Annotated in this window: 14 protein-coding genes; 7 read left to right on the top strand and 7 right to left on the bottom strand. The window is 69.8% G+C overall.

What is annotated here, in order from left to right; genetic code table 11:
- Positions 1–229: transposase family protein (locus ABFX46_RS37140; protein WP_346048682.1), on the top strand; the 229-nt coding region annotated here is incomplete at its 5' end.
- A gap of 8 nt (positions 230–237) precedes the next feature.
- On the opposite strand, the gene ABFX46_RS37135 is transcribed toward ABFX46_RS37140, so the two are convergent.
- Genes ABFX46_RS37135 through ABFX46_RS37125 form a run of 3 tightly spaced genes read right to left on the bottom strand, consistent with a single transcriptional unit; the run spans position 238 to position 3,018 of the window.
- Positions 238–795 carry a carbohydrate ABC transporter permease gene (locus ABFX46_RS37135; RefSeq protein ID WP_346048680.1) on the bottom strand — a complete coding sequence of 186 codons (558 nt, stop codon included), beginning with the start codon at positions 793–795 and terminating at the stop codon, positions 238–240.
- A complete protein-coding gene (locus ABFX46_RS37130) occupies positions 792–1,715 on the bottom strand; it encodes a carbohydrate ABC transporter permease (protein WP_346048679.1) in 924 nt (307 codons plus the stop codon). The genes ABFX46_RS37135 and ABFX46_RS37130 overlap by 4 nt, the downstream gene beginning before the upstream one ends.
- 19 nt (positions 1,716–1,734) lie before the next feature.
- Positions 1,735–3,018 (bottom strand): ABC transporter substrate-binding protein, encoded by a 1,284-nt coding sequence (locus ABFX46_RS37125; RefSeq protein ID WP_346048678.1) that lies wholly within the window; start codon positions 3,016–3,018, stop codon positions 1,735–1,737.
- A gap of 340 nt (positions 3,019–3,358) precedes the next feature.
- Here ABFX46_RS37125 and ppdK point away from each other — a divergent pair, with 340 nt between their 5' ends.
- The 4 genes from ppdK (at position 3,359) to ABFX46_RS37105 (ending at position 9,032) form a co-directional block, all read left to right on the top strand.
- Positions 3,359–6,070 (top strand): pyruvate, phosphate dikinase, encoded by a 2,712-nt coding sequence (gene ppdK / locus ABFX46_RS37120; protein WP_346048676.1) that lies wholly within the window; start codon positions 3,359–3,361, stop codon positions 6,068–6,070.
- 107 nt (positions 6,071–6,177) lie between these two features.
- The gene (locus tag ABFX46_RS37115; protein WP_346048675.1) at positions 6,178–7,230 is read left to right on the top strand and encodes an Acg family FMN-binding oxidoreductase; all 1,053 of its coding nucleotides are present in this window, start codon (positions 6,178–6,180) and stop codon (positions 7,228–7,230) included.
- A 462-nt stretch (positions 7,231–7,692) separates the two neighbouring features.
- Positions 7,693–8,109 carry a CBS domain-containing protein gene (locus ABFX46_RS37110; RefSeq protein WP_346048673.1) on the top strand — a complete coding sequence of 139 codons (417 nt, stop codon included), beginning with the start codon at positions 7,693–7,695 and terminating at the stop codon, positions 8,107–8,109.
- Positions 8,110–8,186: 77 nt separating this feature from the next.
- On the top strand, positions 8,187–9,032 hold the full coding sequence (locus ABFX46_RS37105; protein WP_346048672.1) for a CPBP family intramembrane glutamic endopeptidase: 846 nt from the start codon (positions 8,187–8,189) through the stop codon (positions 9,030–9,032).
- 249 nt (positions 9,033–9,281) lie between these two features.
- On the opposite strand, the gene ABFX46_RS37100 is transcribed toward ABFX46_RS37105, so the two are convergent.
- Both ABFX46_RS37100 and ABFX46_RS37095 read right to left on the bottom strand, forming a co-directional pair.
- Positions 9,282–9,698 carry a PIN domain-containing protein gene (locus tag ABFX46_RS37100; protein WP_346048671.1) on the bottom strand — a complete coding sequence of 139 codons (417 nt, stop codon included), beginning with the start codon at positions 9,696–9,698 and terminating at the stop codon, positions 9,282–9,284.
- 81 nt (positions 9,699–9,779) lie between these two features.
- Entirely contained in the window at positions 9,780–10,109 is a 330-nt protein-coding gene (locus ABFX46_RS37095; RefSeq protein WP_346048670.1) for a hypothetical protein, read from the bottom strand.
- A 259-nt stretch (positions 10,110–10,368) separates the two neighbouring features.
- Between ABFX46_RS37095 and ABFX46_RS37090 the strand changes: the two genes are divergently transcribed.
- Positions 10,369–13,011 carry a bifunctional acetate--CoA ligase family protein/GNAT family N-acetyltransferase gene (locus ABFX46_RS37090; protein WP_346048669.1) on the top strand — a complete coding sequence of 881 codons (2,643 nt, stop codon included), beginning with the start codon at positions 10,369–10,371 and terminating at the stop codon, positions 13,009–13,011.
- A 3-nt stretch (positions 13,012–13,014) separates the two neighbouring features.
- Positions 13,015–15,708, top strand: a complete 2,694-nt coding sequence (locus tag ABFX46_RS37085) for a cation-translocating P-type ATPase (RefSeq protein WP_346048668.1) — start codon at positions 13,015–13,017, stop codon at positions 15,706–15,708.
- 350 nt (positions 15,709–16,058) lie between these two features.
- On the opposite strand, the gene ABFX46_RS37080 is transcribed toward ABFX46_RS37085, so the two are convergent.
- On the bottom strand, positions 16,059–16,541 hold the full coding sequence (locus ABFX46_RS37080) for a hypothetical protein (protein ID WP_346048667.1): 483 nt from the start codon (positions 16,539–16,541) through the stop codon (positions 16,059–16,061).
- A gap of 43 nt (positions 16,542–16,584) precedes the next feature.
- Entirely contained in the window at positions 16,585–17,790 is a 1,206-nt protein-coding gene (locus ABFX46_RS37075) for an NAD(P)/FAD-dependent oxidoreductase (protein ID WP_346048666.1), read from the bottom strand.
- Positions 17,791–18,068 lie beyond the last annotated feature (278 nt).

The raw sequence follows: 18,068 nt of genomic DNA, 5'->3' as shown, positions 1-18,068 counted from the left end.
CGTCGGCGCCGGCGGCGCCATCGGCACCCCCTACAAGCGCGACAAGCGCCGCAAGCTCGGCAAACGCAAGAAGCTGTTCAACCGGCACCACGCCAAGGTCCGCGCACTCGGCGAACAGGGCGCCGCGACACTCAAGCACTGGCACATTCTCCGGAAGGCCCGCTGCTCACCAAGCCGCCTGACCGCCATCGTCCAAGCCATCCTCACCCTGCACCACCAGGCCAAATGAGGTTGGAATTAGCTCAGTGTGCAGATCGGGATGCCGTACACGGTGTGCGCCACGATCAGCGGGAGGGTGGCGCCGAGCAGCGGCACGTCTTGCCCGGTCAACCGCAGGTCGCCCATGAGCCCGGCCAGCGGGATCATGACCGCCTGGTAGGGGATGAACATCCCGAACAGCAGGGCGGTGAACACCGCGTCCGCGCCGGGGAACCGCCACTTGGACAGGACAAAGCCGTTCATCGAGCCGAGCACGGCGGACAGCAGGGATCCGGTCACGGCGATTCTGACGCTGTTCTCCAGACCGGGCCGCAGCGAGGTCCAGGCCTGCTTCCAGCCTTCCAGGCTCCAGTGCCGCGGCAGACTCCACGCAGTGCTCGGATCCGCCTCGGCCAACGGTTTGAAGCTGGTGACGACCAGTACGTACACCGGAATCAGGAAGACCAGCATGAAGGCCAGCAGCAGCACGAACGCCGCCGGCCGCGCCCCGTGCCAGCGCCGGTGGGCCCTTGTCGGAGCGGACTTCGGCGGCACGGCTGCGGCCGGTTCCGTTCGCAAGGTCGGTTCGATGCTCATGAGCGCCGCTCGCTTCGGACGACCCAGATCAGGTAGGGGATGATGAGCACGGCGACGGCGAGCAGCATGTAGGTGGCGATGGCCGCTCCGTTGGCCGGGTCATGGCGGTCGAAGGTCTCGACGAACATGGAGACCGCGGGCACGTAGGCGATGATCTGCTTGCCCGCGATCGCGATGACGAGGTCGAACACCTTCAGCGAGATGTGCCCCAGGATGATCAGTGCGGACAGCGTCACCGGCCGCAGCCGCGGGAACACCACGTACCGGTAGACCTGCCACTCCGACGCGCCGTCCACCCGGGCAGCCTCCCGCAGGCCCTGGTCCACGCCGCGGAACCCGGCGAGGTACAGGGCCATCACGTAGCCGGTCATCTGCCATATCGCGGGGACGGCCATCGCGGCCATGCCCCAGCTCTGGCTCTGCCACCAGTCGTTGGCGAGCACGCCGAGCCCGAGTTTGCCGAAGAGCTGGTTGAGCCCGACCGCCCGCTCGGTGGGCGCCGGGTTCATCAGCCAGCGCCATACGACTCCGCTGGCGATGAACGAGACGGCCATGGGGAACAGGTAGACCGCCCGGAACCCGCCTTCCCCGCGGACGCCCTTGTCCATGAGGAAGGCCAGGAACCAGCCGAGCAGCAGCGTTCCTCCGACGAAGACCACGGTGAACAGGACGGCGTGCCGTACCGCCAGGGGCCAGCTGGGGTCGCTCCAGAGATTGGCGAGGTTGCCGAAGCCGATGAACCGTTCGGGGTCGATCTCGGTGTGCTTGCCGCTGAGCGCCAGCCGCACGTTCCAACCGATCAGCCCGTACACGAACAGGCCCACCAGGAGGATCGAGGGGGAGACCAGCAGCACGCCCGGCAGCCAGCCGCGTACCCTGGCCCGCAGCCGGGCGTGCTTCCGCTGTATCGCGTGTGCCACGGGAACGTTCCCTCCGCCGCTACGCGGCGTCGTTCTTCGCCGCGGTGACGAGCGTGCTCTGGAGCTTGCCGGCGTCCTTGTTCTGCAAGAACAGGCCCACTGCGGTGTCGATGTCGGTGTGCCACTTGTTGTTGGCGGTCACCCCGTGCCAGAAGGATCCGGCCAGTTTTGTGGTCTGCCACTGCTCGAACGCCCAGCCGAGATAGCCGGTGTAGAGCGACTTGTCGGCATCAGTGCGCGCCGGGATGGACCCCTTCTTGGGACTGAACAGGTCCTGGCCCCGCTTGCTGGAGGCTTCCTTCAGCCACGCGATCGCGCCATCGCGATGGGGGGCGCCCTTCGGCAGGGTGAAGCTGTCGGACAGCCACAGGTAGGTGCCGTCGGTCCCCGGTGAGGCCGCCCACTTGAAGTCGGTGCCGGCCTTCTTGGCCAGCCCGTTCGGCGCCGGGTTCACGAAGTAGCCGTACGCCCAGTCGCCCATGACGGTGAACGCGGCCTTGCCCTCGACGACGTTCTTGGCCGCGCCTTGCCAGTCGGTGGAGGCCGCCTCCGTGGTGGTGTAGGAGTGGATCGTGGCGAAGTCCTGCAGCGCCTTGGTCACCTGCGGGCCGCTCCAGTCGGCGCCCTTCTTCCACAGGGCGTTGTAGCCGTCGGTGCCGAGGTCGCCGAGCAGGACGCTCTCCAGCAGGTGGTCGGCCGTCCACTGCGCGCCCAGGGACAACGGGATCTTGCCGGTCTTGGCCTTGACCGCCTTGAGGTCGCCGATGAACTCATCGACCGACGCGGGCGGTCCGGAGATGCCCGCCTCCTGCAGGATCCCGGGGTGGTACCACAGGACGTTGGAGCGGTGGATGTTCACCGGGACCGAGTAGATGTGGCCCTGGTAGGTGATCTGGTCGAGCAGCTGCCGCGGGTAGACGCTGCGCAGTCCGTTCTGGCCGTAGAAGGAGTCGAGCGGTTCAAGCTGCCCGGCCTTGATGTAGTCGAGCAGTTCTGCGCCCGCGTGCCCCTGGAAGGAGTCGGGCGGCTCGTTGTTCTGCAACCGGCTGGCCAGCACCGCCTTGGCCTGCGTGCCGGAGCCGCCGGCGATCGAGGCGTTGACGAACTCGACGCCCGGGTTGCCGCTCTTGAAGTCGTCCACCATGGCGGCCAGGCCATCCGCCTCTCCCGGCCCGGTCCACCAGGAGAAGACCTCGACCTTATGGGATTTTGATCCGCTCTCGTCGCCGCCACCGCACCCGGTCGCCACCAGGAGCCCGGTGACGGCCACCGCCGCCATGGCTGTCAGTCGCCGTCGCATCATCTGTTCCTCCTCGCGTCCGTCGGCGAATCCGTTCTCCGCCGCCGCTCCGCAGGCGCGGGCCCGGGCGGCGAAGATCCGCTGCCAACGGTCCGCCGCGCGGGGACGGGCACCGTAGGGACGAAGGTCCGCCGGGTCGGGGACCAAGGTCGTGGCCCCGCGGGTCCCGATGCCGTGCGTCACCAGGGCCGGAGCGCCTCGGAGGCACCCTGCCGCCAGAGGCGGTGTCCTTCGGGGGGCGTTGCGGGACCTTCGCCCCGTTGATCCGGAGGATGCCCCAGGCAGAGTCGAACTCGGAGTGCCGATCTCGCCGTGATCGGCGACGAGCGGGAGGAGACGTCCGGTGCCGAAGCTTGTCTACGACTTCGCCGAAGGCGGCAAGGACCTGAACGACCTGCTGGGCGGCAAGGGCGCGAACCTCGCCGAGATGGCAGGCCTCGGCCTGCCGGTCCCTCCGGGCTTCACGATCACGACCGAGGCGTGCCGGGCGTACCTCGCCGCGCGCCGGGAACCCGCGGGATTGCGGGACGCCGTGAGCACGCACCTGGCCGCTCTGGAAGAGAAGGCCGGACGGAGCCTGGGGGAGCCCGTCGATCCGCTGCTGGTGTCCGTGCGCTCCGGTGCGAAGTTCTCCATGCCGGGAATGATGGACACCGTCCTGAACATCGGGCTGAACGACGTGACGCTCGCGGGGCTGGCCGCGCGGACGGGTGACGCCCGGTTCGCCTGGGATTCCTACCGGCGGCTCATCCAGATGTTCGGCAAGACCGTGCTCGGCGTTGCGGGGGAGCGCTTCGAGGAGGCGCTGGACAAGGCCAAGCTGCACAAGGGCGCGGCCGCCGACGTGGATCTCGGCGTCGAGGAGCTGAAGGTCCTGGTCGAGGAGTTCAAGGGCATCGTCCTCGCCGCCACCGGACGTCCCTTCCCGCAGGATCCGCGCACCCAACTCGACATGGCCATCCGCGCGGTCTTCGATTCCTGGAACGGGGAGCGGGCAAGGCTGTACCGCAGGCGTGAGCACATCCCGGAGAGCCTCGGCACGGCGGTCAATGTCATGGCAATGGTGTTCGGGAACCTGGGCGCGGACTCGGGCACGGGTGTGGCGTTCACCCGCGACCCGGGCACGGGGCACGCCGGCGTCTACGGCGACTATCTGCGCAACGCCCAAGGCGAGGATGTCGTCTCCGGGACGCGCAACACGGTGCCGCTGCAGGAGCTGGAGCACATCGACAAGCGCTCTTACGACGAACTCCTCCAGACCATGCGGACGCTGGAGAACCACTACCGCGACCTGTGCGACATCGAGTTCACCATCGAGCGCGGCAAGCTGTGGATGCTGCAGACCCGCGTCGGCAAGCGCACGGCCGAGGCCGCGTTCCGCATCGCCGTCCAGCTCGCCGACGAGGGACTCATCGGCATGGACGAGGCCGTCTCCCGGGTCGGCGGCGACCAGCTGAGCCGGCTGGCGTTCCCGCGCTTCGCAGCGGGCGCGGACAACCCGCCGATCGCCACCGGGATCGCGGCCTCGCCCGGCGCCGCGGTCGGCCGGGCGGTGTTCGACTCGAAGACGGCCGTGGACCGGGCACGCGCCGGTGAGCGGGTCGTGCTGGTGCGCCGCGAGACCAACCCCGACGACCTGGGCGGCATGATCGCCGCCACAGGCATCGTGACCAGTCGCGGCGGCAAGACCTCGCACGCCGCCGTCGTCGCCCGGGGCATGGGCACCACCTGCGTGTGCGGGGTGGAGGGCCTCGACGTCGACACCGAAGGCCGCCGGTTCACCGCGCCTGGAGGAGCGGTCGTGGCGGAAGGCGACGTCATCTCCGTGGACGGCTCCAGCGGTGCCGTGTACCTGGGGGAGTTGCCGGTCGTGCAGTCCCCGGTCGTCCGGTACTTCGAGGGGGAGCTCGACCCGCAAGGCCCGGAGGCGGACGAGCTGGTGGCGGCGGTGCACCGGATCCTGTCCCGTGCCGACGCCGTCCGGCGGCTGGAGGTCCGGGCCAATGCCGACACGCCGCAGGACGCCGCGCGAGCGCGGCGCTTCGGCGCGCAGGGCATTGGGCTGTGCCGCACCGAGCACATGTTCCTCGGCGAGCGCCGCCCGCTCATCGAACGGCTGGTCCTCGCCGAAACCGATGCCGAACGGGACGAAGCCCTGGCCGCGCTGCTGCCGCTGCAGCGCGCGGACTTCACCACGATCCTGGCAGAGATGGACGGTCTCCCGGTCACGGTGCGGCTGCTCGACCCGCCCCTGCACGAGTTCCTGCCCGACCTGACCGGGCTCTCGGTGCGCGTGGCACTGGCCGATGCCCGGGGCGAGCCCGTCGAGCACGACCGGCGGCTGCTGGCCGCCGTGCGGCATCTGCACGAGCAGAACCCGATGCTGGGCTTGCGCGGCGTCCGGCTCGGCCTGGTCGTCCCCGGGCTGTTCGCCATGCAGGTGCGGGCCCTCGCCGAGGCCGCCGCCGAACGCGCCCGGGCGGGCGGCGACCCGCGCGGGCAGATCATGATCCCGCTCGTTGGCGCGGCGCGGGAGCTGGAGATCGTCCGCGCGGACGCCGAACGAGTGCTCGCCGAAGTGGCCGCGCGGACTGGCGTCGTGCTCGACATGCCGATCGGCACCATGATCGAGCTGCCCCGGGCCGCGCTCACCGCCGGTCCGATCGCCGAGGCTGCGCAGTTCTTCTCCTTCGGCACCAACGACCTCACCCAGACAACGTGGGGCTTCTCCCGCGACGACGTCGAAGGCGAGTTCTTCACCGCCTACCTGGACAGGGGCGTCTTCGGCGCCTCGCCCTTCGAGACCTTGGACCGCGACGGCGTCGGCCGCCTGATCGAGATCGCCGCGGCCGAGGGCCGGGCCCGGCGACCCGGGCTCGAACTGGGCGTCTGCGGTGAGCACGCCGGAGACCCGGCCTCCGTACGGTACTTCCACCGGGTGGGACTGGACTACGTCTCCTGCTCGCCGTTCCGGGTGCCGATCGCCCGCCTGGAGGCCGGGCGAGCCGCCGTCCTGGACGCGGCCGAGCACGCCATGGACGGTGACACCCGCTGATCAGACAGGCCGAAGGTCCTGGCGGAGGGGACCTTGGACACGATGCCGACGCGGCGTCGGCCCGGCAGTCTGTAAGGGCCGGACACGCGCGGTGGGAGGTCATCGAGATGGTCAGCGCCACAGGATTTGCGGCGGAGCGTCGAGACACGCCCGCGACACCTCTCGGCTCCGAGCGGACCGATCTGGCGGCACGCTTCGTCGTCCGCGCGGCGATTCTGGCGCCGTCCATCCACAACACCCAGCCGTGGCGGTTCATCGAGCGCCTCGACGGGCTGGAGCTATGGGCGGACCGCACACGCCTGCTACCGATCATCGACCCGGGCGGACGCGAGATGCTGATCAGCTGCGGTGCGTCCTTGTTCAACGCGCGGCTGGCCGTCCGGCGCCTGGGCTTCACCCCCCGGGTGCGGCTGCTGCCCGACCCGGCGCATCCCGGCCTGCTGGCGCGGATCACCTGGGGGACCAGGACGGCCCCGCGGCCATACGAGGAACTGCTGTACCGCACCATCCCGCACCGTCACACCCATCGCGGGCGGTTCCTGGCGACCCCGCTGCCGCCCATGCTGTCGACCGTGCTGGCCGGCATCGCCCGGGGGGAGGGGGTCGGTCTCCGCGTCGTGAAGTACGAGGCGCAGCGCCGGCAACTGGCCGAGCACGTCCAGGCCGCCGAGGCTCTTCAGCTCCGTGACCCCCGCATCGCCGGTGAGCTGATGGCATGGACGGCCCCGGCGGACGGCGAGCGCCCCGACGGCCTCGCCTCCGGCGCCTACCCGGTCTCGGCGGACGGCGTGGAGTTGCCTTGGCGGGACATCGCCGCCGGCGCGCCAGGGGGATTCCGGCACCGTGGAGGCGGCCGAGAGATCGATCAGGAGACCGCCCCCGCCGCCGTGGGGACCGTGGCGGTGCTGACCACCCGTGAGGACAGGCGGGTGGACTGGTTGCTCGCCGGCCAGGCCCTCCAGCATGTGCTGCTGCACGCGGCGACCCTGGACGTGAGCGCGGCCTTCCACACGCAGCCGCTGGAACTGCCCGACCTACGTGCTGCGATCCGTCGCGACCTGGTGTGCGGCCATCCGCAGATGCTGCTGCGCCTCGGCAACGTGGCACGCCACCAGCACAGCCGCCGACGCCCGGTCACCGATGTCCTCAGCACTGAATGACGGGCTCCGTTCGCTTGGAACGCACCTGGCCCGGGATGGGTGTTGGGCACCACCGTACGCTTGCGTGGGTACACGGTGGCGCACGGCCCGGTCGCAGGTGCCGGGACGGCATGGTCCGACGCCGCAGGCGACTTCCCCGCGCATATGCCCCGATCATCGTCTTCCGTGGATTCGGCCTGGCTGCGCCGCCTCGACTCAAGAAGGGCCAGCGTGGCCGCTGCGGGTGGCTTCGGCGGCGATGTCGGCCAATTGCTCATCCCTCTCGGATGACCGAACTGGCCTTACCGCGCATCGCCGAGGAACCGGCACAAACGCGAGCACAGCGGCAGGACACCAGGGAGATGCGGGTACGCGGGACCTTCGCCCCTGTCTGCCGATGCACTCACTGAGGCACTGTGCGGGCAGGTGATCTTGTCACGCCGGACGACGTTCACTCCGGCTTCAAGAGGCGAGGAGGGCCTCATGACCACTGCCCGGGACATCATGCACCTCGGCGCCACTTGTGTCGATGAGCACGACACCATCGCCTCGGCGGCGCAGCGGATGCGCGACCTGGATATCGGCGCGCTGCCGGTCTGCGGCGACAATGACAGGCTCCACGGTATTCTCACCGACCGCGACATCGTGGTTCGGTGCGTGGCGGAGGGGCTCGATCCCCTCACCGTCAGCGTAGGGCGGCTCGTCTGTGCCCGACCGGTCACCGTCGAGCCCGATACCGATGTCAAGGATGTGCTCTACCTCATGGAGGAACACCGTATCCGCCGTCTGCCGGTCATCGACCGTCATCGGTTGGTCGGCATGATCAGCGAGGCCGACCTGGCGCGCAACATGCCCGGAGAGGCCGTAGGCCACTTCGTCAGGGCCGTTTGCACGCGCTGACCGGTATGGATAGCGCAACAGCGGAGTAAGTGATGCGTGGACAGGGATTATCGAGTTGGCGGCCTGTGGTGACCTACGTGGCTCTCGCGTACGCGTTGAGTTGGGCATGGTGGGTGCCGCTGGCGGTGGGCGGCGATGTGGTGCGGTCAGGGTTCACGCCGACTCACCTTCCCGGCCTGCTCGGTCCGATGCTCGCGGCGCTGCTGGTGGAATCGACCGTCGCTGGCCGGCTCGGCTTGCAGCAGTTGCTGCGGAGCATGAGCTGCTGGCGAATCGGCGCAGGCTGGTGGCTGGTGACGCTCAGCCCGCTGCTGCTGACGATGGTGGTCTTCAGCGCGAACGGGCTGATGACCGGAGCCTGGCCATCGGTGACCGATCTGGGCTCTGTGAACGGGTTTCCCACCCTCGCCGGTGGTGCGGGTGTGGCGGTGCTCACGGTCCTGCTCGTCGTGGTGAACGGCTTCGGGGAGGAAACGGGGTGGCGGGGCCTTCTGCTCCCCCGGCTGCAGAGACGTATGAGGCCGATTCCCGCGGTCATGCTGCTGACGGTGGTGTGGGCGGGCTGGCATCTGCCGCTGTTCTGGGTCGTGGAGTCTTTTCGTAGTTTCAGTGCGGCGACCGTCGTGGGGTTTCTGATCGGAATGTTCAGTGGCGCGGTGGTGCTCGCGTGGATCTTCAACCACACGGGAAGCGTGCTGGCCGTGGCCTGCTGGCACGCGGCGTACAACCTCGGGTCTGCCCCGGTCGCGGCCCGCGGTGTCGTTGCAACCGTGGTCACAAGCGTCGTCATCGCCCAGGCAGTCGTGCTCATCGTCATGGAGACCGCCCGAGGCGGCGGCGTGCTCCTGCCATCACGTTCTGCGGTCAATATTGATCAACCTGGACATTCCCGTCATACATTCGAGCCTGATGGCGACCATTGATAATGATCAGTTGTGAAGCTGGAAAGCAGTGGTTGAGATCATGAAATGCCGGCCCCTCCAAGAAGGACGGCCTGCTCCACCTGGTCATAGACGGCACGCGGATCACCATCGACCGAGTGAAGGCCGACCGGCCGTTCCACTCGAGCAATCGCGACAAGCACCTACGTTGCCGGGCCCACCGAGCCCGTCACCTGGCCAAGGCCGTCCATGTCCGAGAGTACCGCGAACTCAACGCACGCTGAAAAAGGTTTACTGCTGCGGTGCCTCATCGAGGGCTGTGCCCTTCTTTCGGTGGTCTCCCGGCAAGCGCCCTACCTTCAGACCCATCCGCCGGGCGCGAGCGCGCAGGCGCATGCCGATATCGTCGGTCAGCACCCGGGCACCTGTCTCCGGGTGAAGATTGTCGACCCACACCTCCAACGTGGCGTCGGCGTGCAATCGGACCGCTTGCCCGAGCGAGGTGTCCTTGAAGGCGCGTTCCAAGAAGCGGATGGCGGTGGCCGCTTTACGTGCGAGATCGCTTTTTTTCGGGCCGTATTTCTGGCGATCCAGTTCGTCGATCACTTGCAATGGGATCACGAGGCGGGCGAGGGTGGCGTCTTCACCTTGTGTCTTGAGGACCTCATGCCATCGGATATCGCTGGGCTGCCGCCAATGGTTAAGCATGTTGGTGTTGTATACCACAGGCAAGCCGGACCGCGAGCTTCTTCAATTCCTCCAGTTCGTTGCGTGCCTGTGTGAGGGCCTTCACCTGGGTTTCGATCTCGGTGGCGAGTGCCCCGTTCTCTGCGCGCAGTGTTCGGGAGATGTTCGCCGCTGTGGAAGGGTCTGCGGTGAAGCCGGCCCCTGCCAGGGAGGTTTACCGATCGACAGCAGGTTCCAGTAAGCGGTGGAGTGCAGATCACCGCCGATGTCTGGAGCGGCGAAGACCTGCTTCAGCGTGGGATAGGTGTCGTTGACCGCATCGGTGTAGGCCTGGTAGCGGTCTTGCGCGCCCTGCGCGTTGGTCCATGTTGTTTCAGCCCGGCGGAGCACGTCGTCGGCGTAGTCAAGGGTGATTCCCGGGGTCAGCCTCATAGCCGCAGATTGTGCCGGATGGGACTGAAGGTATCCGAAGGTTTGGCGACGTTCCCGCATCGCTGTGTCCCGTCGGCGGGCTCTTGGTCGGCCCCGGACGACTGGCCGCTGACGGCAGTTCGAACGGCCTGTGCCGGGGAGTGGGCGATGTTCGGTTCACCTGAACTCGGCTCGGGAATCTGGAGGTGGGGACCATGGTCCTGGTTACGGGTGACCTTGGGGCGCTGATCGGCGATCGGTCGCGCAGGACGCTGAGAACATGACGGAGCGGCTTTCTGGTGCGCGGGCGTTCGCGCTGCTGACCGACGGTACGCAGATCGAGATCAGGCGGCTCGGTGCGGGGGACTTGGACGCGGTGCGCGAGTTGCATGAGGGGCTGTGCGAGGAGAGCCTGTACCTGCGGTTCTTCGGGCTCAACCGCGCGATGGCGGGCGAGGTGGCCGGACGTGTCTGCCGGGCGGACGGGGCTGATCATGCGGCGCTCGGCGCCTGGCTGCACGGCGACTTGGTCGGTGTCGCGGAGTACGAGCCGACCGGTGTGCCGGGGGAGGCCGAGGTCGCGATGGCGGTCGCCGATCGGATGCACCACCGGGGCGTCGGGACTCTGCTGCTGGAGCACCTCGGTTCGCTGGCCCGCGCCGGCGGGCTGGTGGCCTTTCGGGCCGACACGCTGCCGGAGAACAGCGCGATGCTGCGGGTGTTCGCCGACGCCGGGATGGCGGCCCGGCAGCGGACGTCCGCGGGTGTCGTCGAGCTGACGGTCCCGCTGACCTGCGACGACGGGTACCTGGACGCGGTCGCCGAGCGCGAGCGGCGGGCGGACGTGGCGAGTCTGGAGCCGCTGCTGCGGCCCCGGTCCGTCGTGGTCATCGGAGCGTCCCGCAAACGCGGGACGGTCGGCGCCGAACTGCTGCACAACATCGTCGCGGGCGGCTTCAAGGGCGCCGTGTACGCGGTGAACCCGCACTGTGCCGGGACCGAAATGCATGGCGCGCCATGCGTGGGGACGCTGGCCGATCTGCCGGAGGCGCCTGATCTTGCGGTGGTCGCGGTGCCCGCGTCGTCGGTGCCGGGTGTGGCGGCCGCGTGCGGGCGGTTCGGGATCTCCGCGCTGGTGGTGGTCAGTTCCGGGCTGTCGGCCGACCAGGGGCGCGGTCTGCTGGCGGTCTGCCGGGAGTACGGCATGCGGCTGGTCGGTCCGAACTGCCTGGGCATCGCCAACACCGGGATCCGGCTGGACGCGACGTTCGCCGCCCGGCGGGCCGTGTTCGGGGACGCGGGCGTGGCGGTCCAGTCGGGCGGTGTTGGGATCGCCCTGATCGAGGAGTTGTCCCGGCTCGGCATCGGGGTCTCCACGTTCGCCTCGGTGGGCGACAAGTACGACGTCAGCGCCAACGACTTGCTCATGTGGTGGGAGTCGGACGAGACGACCCGGCTCGGCGTCCTGCACGTGGAGTCGTTCGGCAATCCCCGCAAGTTCGCGCGGACGGCGCGCCGGGTCACCGCGAAGATGCCGCTGCTTACCGTCCTGGCGGGGCGGTCGGCGCCCGGCAGCCGGGCTGCGGCCTCGCACACGGCGGCGGCCGCGACCCCGGATCTGACCCGCCGGGCGCTGTTCGAGCAGGCCGGCATCGTGGCCACCGACGACCTCGGTGAGCTGGTCGACGCCGCCGCGCTGCTGGCGACGCAGCCGCTGCCGGGCGGGCCGCGGGTGGCGGTGGTGTCGAACGCGGGCGGAGCCGGGGTGCTGGCCGCGGATGCCTGCAGCGATGCCGGGTTGACCGTTCCGGTCGTGGACGAGGCCACCCGGCGCGTTCTCGCCCGCGTCCTGCCGTCCTGCGCGGCGGTCGGCAATCCCGTCGACACCACGGCCGCCGTATCGGCCGATGCGTTCCGCGAGGCGATCGAGCTGGTCGCCGCGGACGGCGCCGTGGACGCCGTGCTGGCGCTGGTGGTGCCGACCGCCCTGGGCGATTTGCGGAGCGCGCTGCGCAACTGCCGCAAGCCGTTGGCGGCGGTGGTGCTCGGGCAGGCCGAGACGGTCACGATCAACGATGACGCGGTTCCGTGCTACGCCTACCCGGAGAACGCCGCGCGTGCGCTCGCCCACGCCTGGAGGTACGCACGCGGGCGAGACCTCCCGCAGGAGTCACCGCCCACGCTGCCCGGTCTGCGGGCGGACGAGGCGGCCGGCATCATCGACGGGTACTTGACCGGCGAGCCGGACGGCGGCTGGCTGCCGCCCGCCGAGACGTACCGCCTGCTGGAGTCCTACGATCTGCCGGTCGCGTCGTGGCGCTGGGCCCGGACCGAGGACGAGGCGGCCGAGGCAGCCCGTGACCTGTGCGGCTCGGTGGCGCTGAAGGCACACGTCCCGAACGTGGTGCACAAGTCCGAGGCGGGTGCGCTGGAACTCGATCTGGACGGGGAGCAGGCCGTCCGTGCCGCCTTCGGCCGGCTGTCCGAGCGGTTCGGCGACGATCTGAGGGGCATGCTCGTCCAGGCTATGGCGGACCAGGGTGTCGAGGTGTTGTGCGGCGCCGTCCAGGACGAGGTGTTCGGAGCAGTGGTGATCTTCGGGGCCGGGGGCGTCGACACCGATGCGCTGGCCGACCGCGCCGCCCGGCTCGCGCCGCTCACCACGCGCGATGCCAGCGAGCTGGTCCGGGCCCCACGACTGTCGGCCCTGCTGCTCGGCCACTCGGCCCGCCCGCCCGGTGACATCGAGCGGCTGCAAGAGGTGCTGCTGCGGCTGTCGAGATTGGCGGCCGACCACCCGGAGGTCAGCGAACTGGACCTCAACCCCACGATCGTCCGGCCGGACGGGGTCGTGGCCGTCGATGCCCGCATCCGTCTCGTACCCCGCCGCAGGTGGGACCCCTACCTGCGCCGACTCCGCTGAGCCATGCCCGCGAGACGACATCACCCAGGGACCGCGACCGGTGCAGCCGAGCCGAGCGCCGATCCGCGGGAGCCGCTGCCGCTGCTACGCAAGGAGCTCGGCACCGGCGACCGGGGCCTGTCGGCGCGGGAGGCGGCCCGGCGGCTCGCGGTGTACGGGCCCAACCAGGTGCGGCGGCGGGAGAAGCGGTCGCTGGTGCGGCTGCTGTCGGGCCAGCTCGCCCACCCGTTGGCGCTGCTGCTGTGGGGGGCGGGCGCGCTGGCGTTCATCGCCGGAATGTCCGTGCTGGGCTGGGCGATCCTCGCGGTCATCCTGATCAACGCCGTGTTCGCGCTGCTGCAGGAGCACCAGGCCGAACGAGCGGTGGAGGCGCTGGCGGCCTACCTGCCCGAGCAGGCCCATGTCATCCGGGACGGGCGGCGGCAGGCCGTGGAGGCGGCCGGGCTGGTGCCGGGCGATCTGATCGTGCTGGCGGAAGGCGACAAGGTCCCGGCCGACGCGCGGTTGACCGACGGGGCGGTGGAGGTCGACCTGTCGATGCTGACCGGCGAGTCGGCGCCGGTGGAGCGGGTCGCGGCCGCCGCTGAGGAGGGCGCGCCGCTGCTGCGTGAGCCGAACCTGGTGTTCTCCGGGACGACCTGCACCGGCGGCGATGCACAGGCGATCGTGTTCGCGACCGGCGGGCACACCGAACTGGGGCGCATCGCCGCGCTCAGCCAGCGCTCGCCGCGCCGCGACAGTCCCCTGGAAGTGCAGGTCAAGAAGGTGGCCTGGCTGATCGCGGCGGTCGCGGTCGGCATGGGTATCGTCTTCCTGCTGATCGGCGCGCTGGTCGGGCTGCCGCTGAGGGACGCGCTGATGTTCGCGATCGGGTTGCTGGTCGCCAACGTTCCTGAGGGCCTCCTGCCGACCATCACCCTGGCGCTGGCGGTCGGCGTGCGCGTTCTGGCGAAGCGGGGCGCGGTCGTCAAGCGGCTCAGCGCGGTCGAGACGCTCGGCTCCACCAATGTCATCTGCACCGACAAGACCGGCACCCTGACCCAGAACCGGATGCGCCTGCAGGCTCACTGGACCCCGGACGCCGGAATCGTCACCGGCGAGGCCCCGCCCGCCGAGCTCGCGCAGGCGATGACCGAATGCACCACGGTCTTCCTGGCCGAGAACGGCGACCTGCAGGGTGACCCGACCGAGATCGCCCTGGTCGAGGGAGCCGGCCCGGACGTCGCGGCGCGGCTGGCGGCACGTGACGGCCAGCGCCGCGCGATCTTCCGGTTCGACGCGCGGCTGCGGCTGATGTCCACGGTCGGGCAGCGCGGCGACCACCTCACCGTCTATGCCAAGGGCGCGCCCGAGGCCGTCCTGGCCCGCACCACCGGTGCTGACCACGCCGCGGTCATGGCCGTCGTGGACGACCTCGCCCGCCGGGGACTCCGGGTGCTGGCGGTGGCCGTCCGGGATCTTCCGGCCGACGCCGAGGTGCCCGAGCGCCGGGAGGAGGCCGAGACCGGGCTCCGACTCCTCGGTCTGGTCGGGCTCTACGACCCGCCGCGCCCGCAGGTCGCCGACGCGGTGCGCCGCTGCCACGACGCCGGGCTGCGTGTCCATATCGTCACCGGCGACAACGGCGCCACGGCTGCCGCCGTTGCGGCGGAAGTGGGCATCGGCGTCCCCCGGCTGCACGTGGTTGCCGAATCTGAGCAGATCCACGACCACGAGCTGGACGAGCTGCTGACTGGCAATGCGGAGATCGTCTTCGCTCGCTCGTCCCCGGAGACCAAGCTGAAGGTCGCCGACGCGCTGCGCGCGCACGGCCAGGTCGTGGCGATGACCGGGGACGGCGCCAACGACGCGCCCGCCCTGCACCAGGCCCACATCGGCGTGGCGATGGGGCGTTCGGGCACCGACGTGGCCCGCGAAGCGTCCACCATGGTGCTGACCGACGACAACTTCGCCACCATCGTCAGCGCGATCGAATCCGGGCGCCGCGTCTACGACAACGTCCGCAAGTTCATCCTGTACATCTTCGCCCACGCCGTCCCGGAGATCGTCCCGTTCCTGGTGTTCGCACTCAGCGGCGGCCTGGTGCCCCTCCCGCTCACCGTGCTGCAGATCCTCGCGATCGACCTGGGGACCGAGACGCTGCCCGCGCTCGCGCTCGGCCGCGAACCCGCCGAGCCCGGCATCATGAACCGCCCGCCGCGCCGATCCTCCCAAGGCGTCATCTCCCGCGACATGCTGATCCGCGCCTGGGGCTACCTCGGCCTGGTCTCCGCCGCCCTGGTCATGCTCGTGTTCTTCTACGTCCTGTGGCGCGCCGGCTGGCACCCCGGCGACCCCACAGGCAAGGGCGCCGCCCTGCACCACGCCTACCTGACCGCCACCACCGCGACGTTCGCCGGCCTGGTCACCTGCCAGATCGGCACCGCCCTGGCCGCCCGCACCGACCACGCCTCGCTCCGCGAGGTAGGTCTCACCACCAACCCGCTGCTACTGGCCGGCATCGCCTTCGAACTGCTGTTCGCCGCCGCCCTGATCTACCTCCCGCCGCTGCAGCACCTGTTCGGCACCGCCGCACTGCCCTGGGACGTCCTGGCCATCATCGCCGCGTTCCCGCTCATCGTCTGGGGCACCGACGAACTTCGCCGCTGGAACCGTCGCCACCGTGTTCCTCCCTGCGGCCATCCCACTGGAGCATGAGATCGACTGCCGCGAACACCGCTTGGAGAGCCATGGCGAGCACCGACCGGAAATAACGGCCCGAAGGAGCAGGGCGGCCGGGCGCCCCCCTCATGCGCCCGGTCGCCCAGTTCGTCCTGGCCAGTTCTACCCAGCCTCAAATGCACGGCTAAGGGTAATCGATCGATAACAACTTGTGGTGGGGTTTGTGAAGTGATTGGTCGGCCGGGATTGCCGTGCCGAAGTTGCGCGCCGAATGCGCGCATGGATGAATCGTCCACGCCGGTATCGGTCGCTGAACCGCCTGCGGTGGCGGGCGCCGCAGGCCATGTCGATCAGCGAACCGACGAAGAGAAGACCGAGGACCGGATCTACGGGCGTGAGGCGGGTCGGTTCCGCGAGGCTCGTCCCAGGGGCTGATTGCCGGACGGCGGCCCGTTTTCCTGGACGAGTCGGTCGCCCTGCTCGGCGAGCTGCATGAGCATCGCGGTCATCAGGCTGTCGAGCCAGCCGAGCGCGCCCGAGCACGCCGCGCGCGTCCCGGCGACGCCGGAGTCCTCGTCCAGCGGCGGGAGCAGCTCGCGCACTTCCGCGGCGAGCTGCGGCGAGATCGACCGGACGACTTCGTCCCGGAGAGCGTTGAACACCAGGGCCGTCCGGCGGGCACCCACATCGTCGATGCCGTCGGAGTGGAGTTCCTCGTTCACGGCGGTGAGCAACCGCCAGGCACGCATCAGCCGGGTGGGGGACGTCACTTCGTAGCCTCTGCACGCCTCGCGGGCGTCACCGATCAGAACGGTCACCCGCGCCGGGGCGGTGTTGCCGGTGCGTTTCGGCTCCTGTCGGATGGTCATGTCGCCTCCTCGCATTCGACGGCCGGGTGGCCGGCGGACGTGGTCAGGGCAGGCGGACGTAGCCGTTGCGGGCCTTCCACAGGAAGTACTTCTCGAAGGCCAGCTTGGCTGCGTGGGCCTGGGGGCCGGGGATCAGCACGCCGGCCTTGCGCGGTGGGAGCATGCGGTCGGCCAGGATCATGACGCCGTTGTTGCCGGCGTCCATGACGCAGACGGCGGGGATTGCACCGAAGTCCTTGTGGCGCGCCTGCTCCTCGCCGCGGATGCGGGCGGCGATGTTGTCGGCGGCGACGCGCGCCTGGACCTCGGTGGGGAAGCCGGTCTTGGGTACGCCGACCGGGATCGCGGTGGTCCACGGGACGGTCACGGCGGCGGCGATGCCGACGGCGTAGATGCTGGGGTGGGCGATCGACTGGTAGGTGTCGCGCACCGGGACGAAGCCCTTGGTGTCGGCCAGCCCGGGAGTGCCGGCGACGACCTCCTGCCCGAGGAACGGGGGGATGATCATCGCGTAGGCGAAGTCGAGCTTGCCGCCGTCGTCCAGCACGAGCCGGCCGGGGGACGCTTCGGCCAGCGCCGTACCGGTGATGACCTGGATGCCCTCTTTCTTGCAGAACAGTTTGAGGAGGCGTTCGCCGCCGGGAAGCCCTCCGATGCCGAAGTGCCCGAGGAAGGGTTCGGCGGTCACGTAGGTCAGCGGAACGCGCTTCTTCAGCCCCGCCTTTTTGAGTTGGTGGGCGGTGTTGAACAGGAACTCGTAGGCGGCGCCGAAGCAGCCGGTTCCCTGGGTGGCGCCGATGACGACCGGTCCGGGGTCGTCGAGGAACCGGCGCCATGCCTCGCCAGCCCGCTCGGCGTCGGGGAGCGTGGTGATGGTGTGGACGCCGTTGGCGGGCTCCAGGCCGGGCACGACGGCCATGTCATTGCGGTAGCCGGTGGCGATGACCAGGTAGTCGTAGTCGTAGGTTCCCGCGGTCGTGTCCACCCGTTTCGCGATGGGAGCGATGGCCTTGGCCTCTGCGTGGACGAACTCCACGCCGTGCATGCCGAAGGTCGGGGCGAGCGGAAAGGTGATGTCGTCTTCGGATCGCTTGCCGAACGGGACCCAGATGAGCGAGGGGTTGAACAGGAACCGGTCCGACGCCGACACCACCGTGACGTCCACATCGCCGTCCAAGGCGTGTTTGACGCTGAGCGCGGCGGTCAGGCCACCGAAGTTGCCGCCGAGGACGAGCACCTTCTTGCGCATCGCACTCACCTTCTCCAGAGGGGGCTGACACTTCCAGCCTCCCGGCCGGCGTCCGGCGGCGGTACGCGCGAAGGTCCCGTTCGCAAGGGACGTTCGGTCCTTCAGGAGGCGGCGTTTCCGCCGGTTCAGGCGATGGGTGTCGTCTGTCCTGGCCAGCACCATGGCGCGGACGATCGACCCCTCGGTGAGGAGGCTCCGCGCCTGTAGGAGGTCGCGGAAGCCTCGGGCGGTCGCGGCCAGTGCCACGTCCTTGACCGATTCGCTGTAGGTGTGCCGGG

The organism is Actinomadura chokoriensis (assembly GCF_039529475.1).
Lineage (GTDB): Bacteria > Actinomycetota > Actinomycetes > Streptosporangiales > Streptosporangiaceae > Spirillospora > Spirillospora bangladeshensis.
This window is presented reverse-complemented; position numbering and strand designations above follow the sequence as displayed.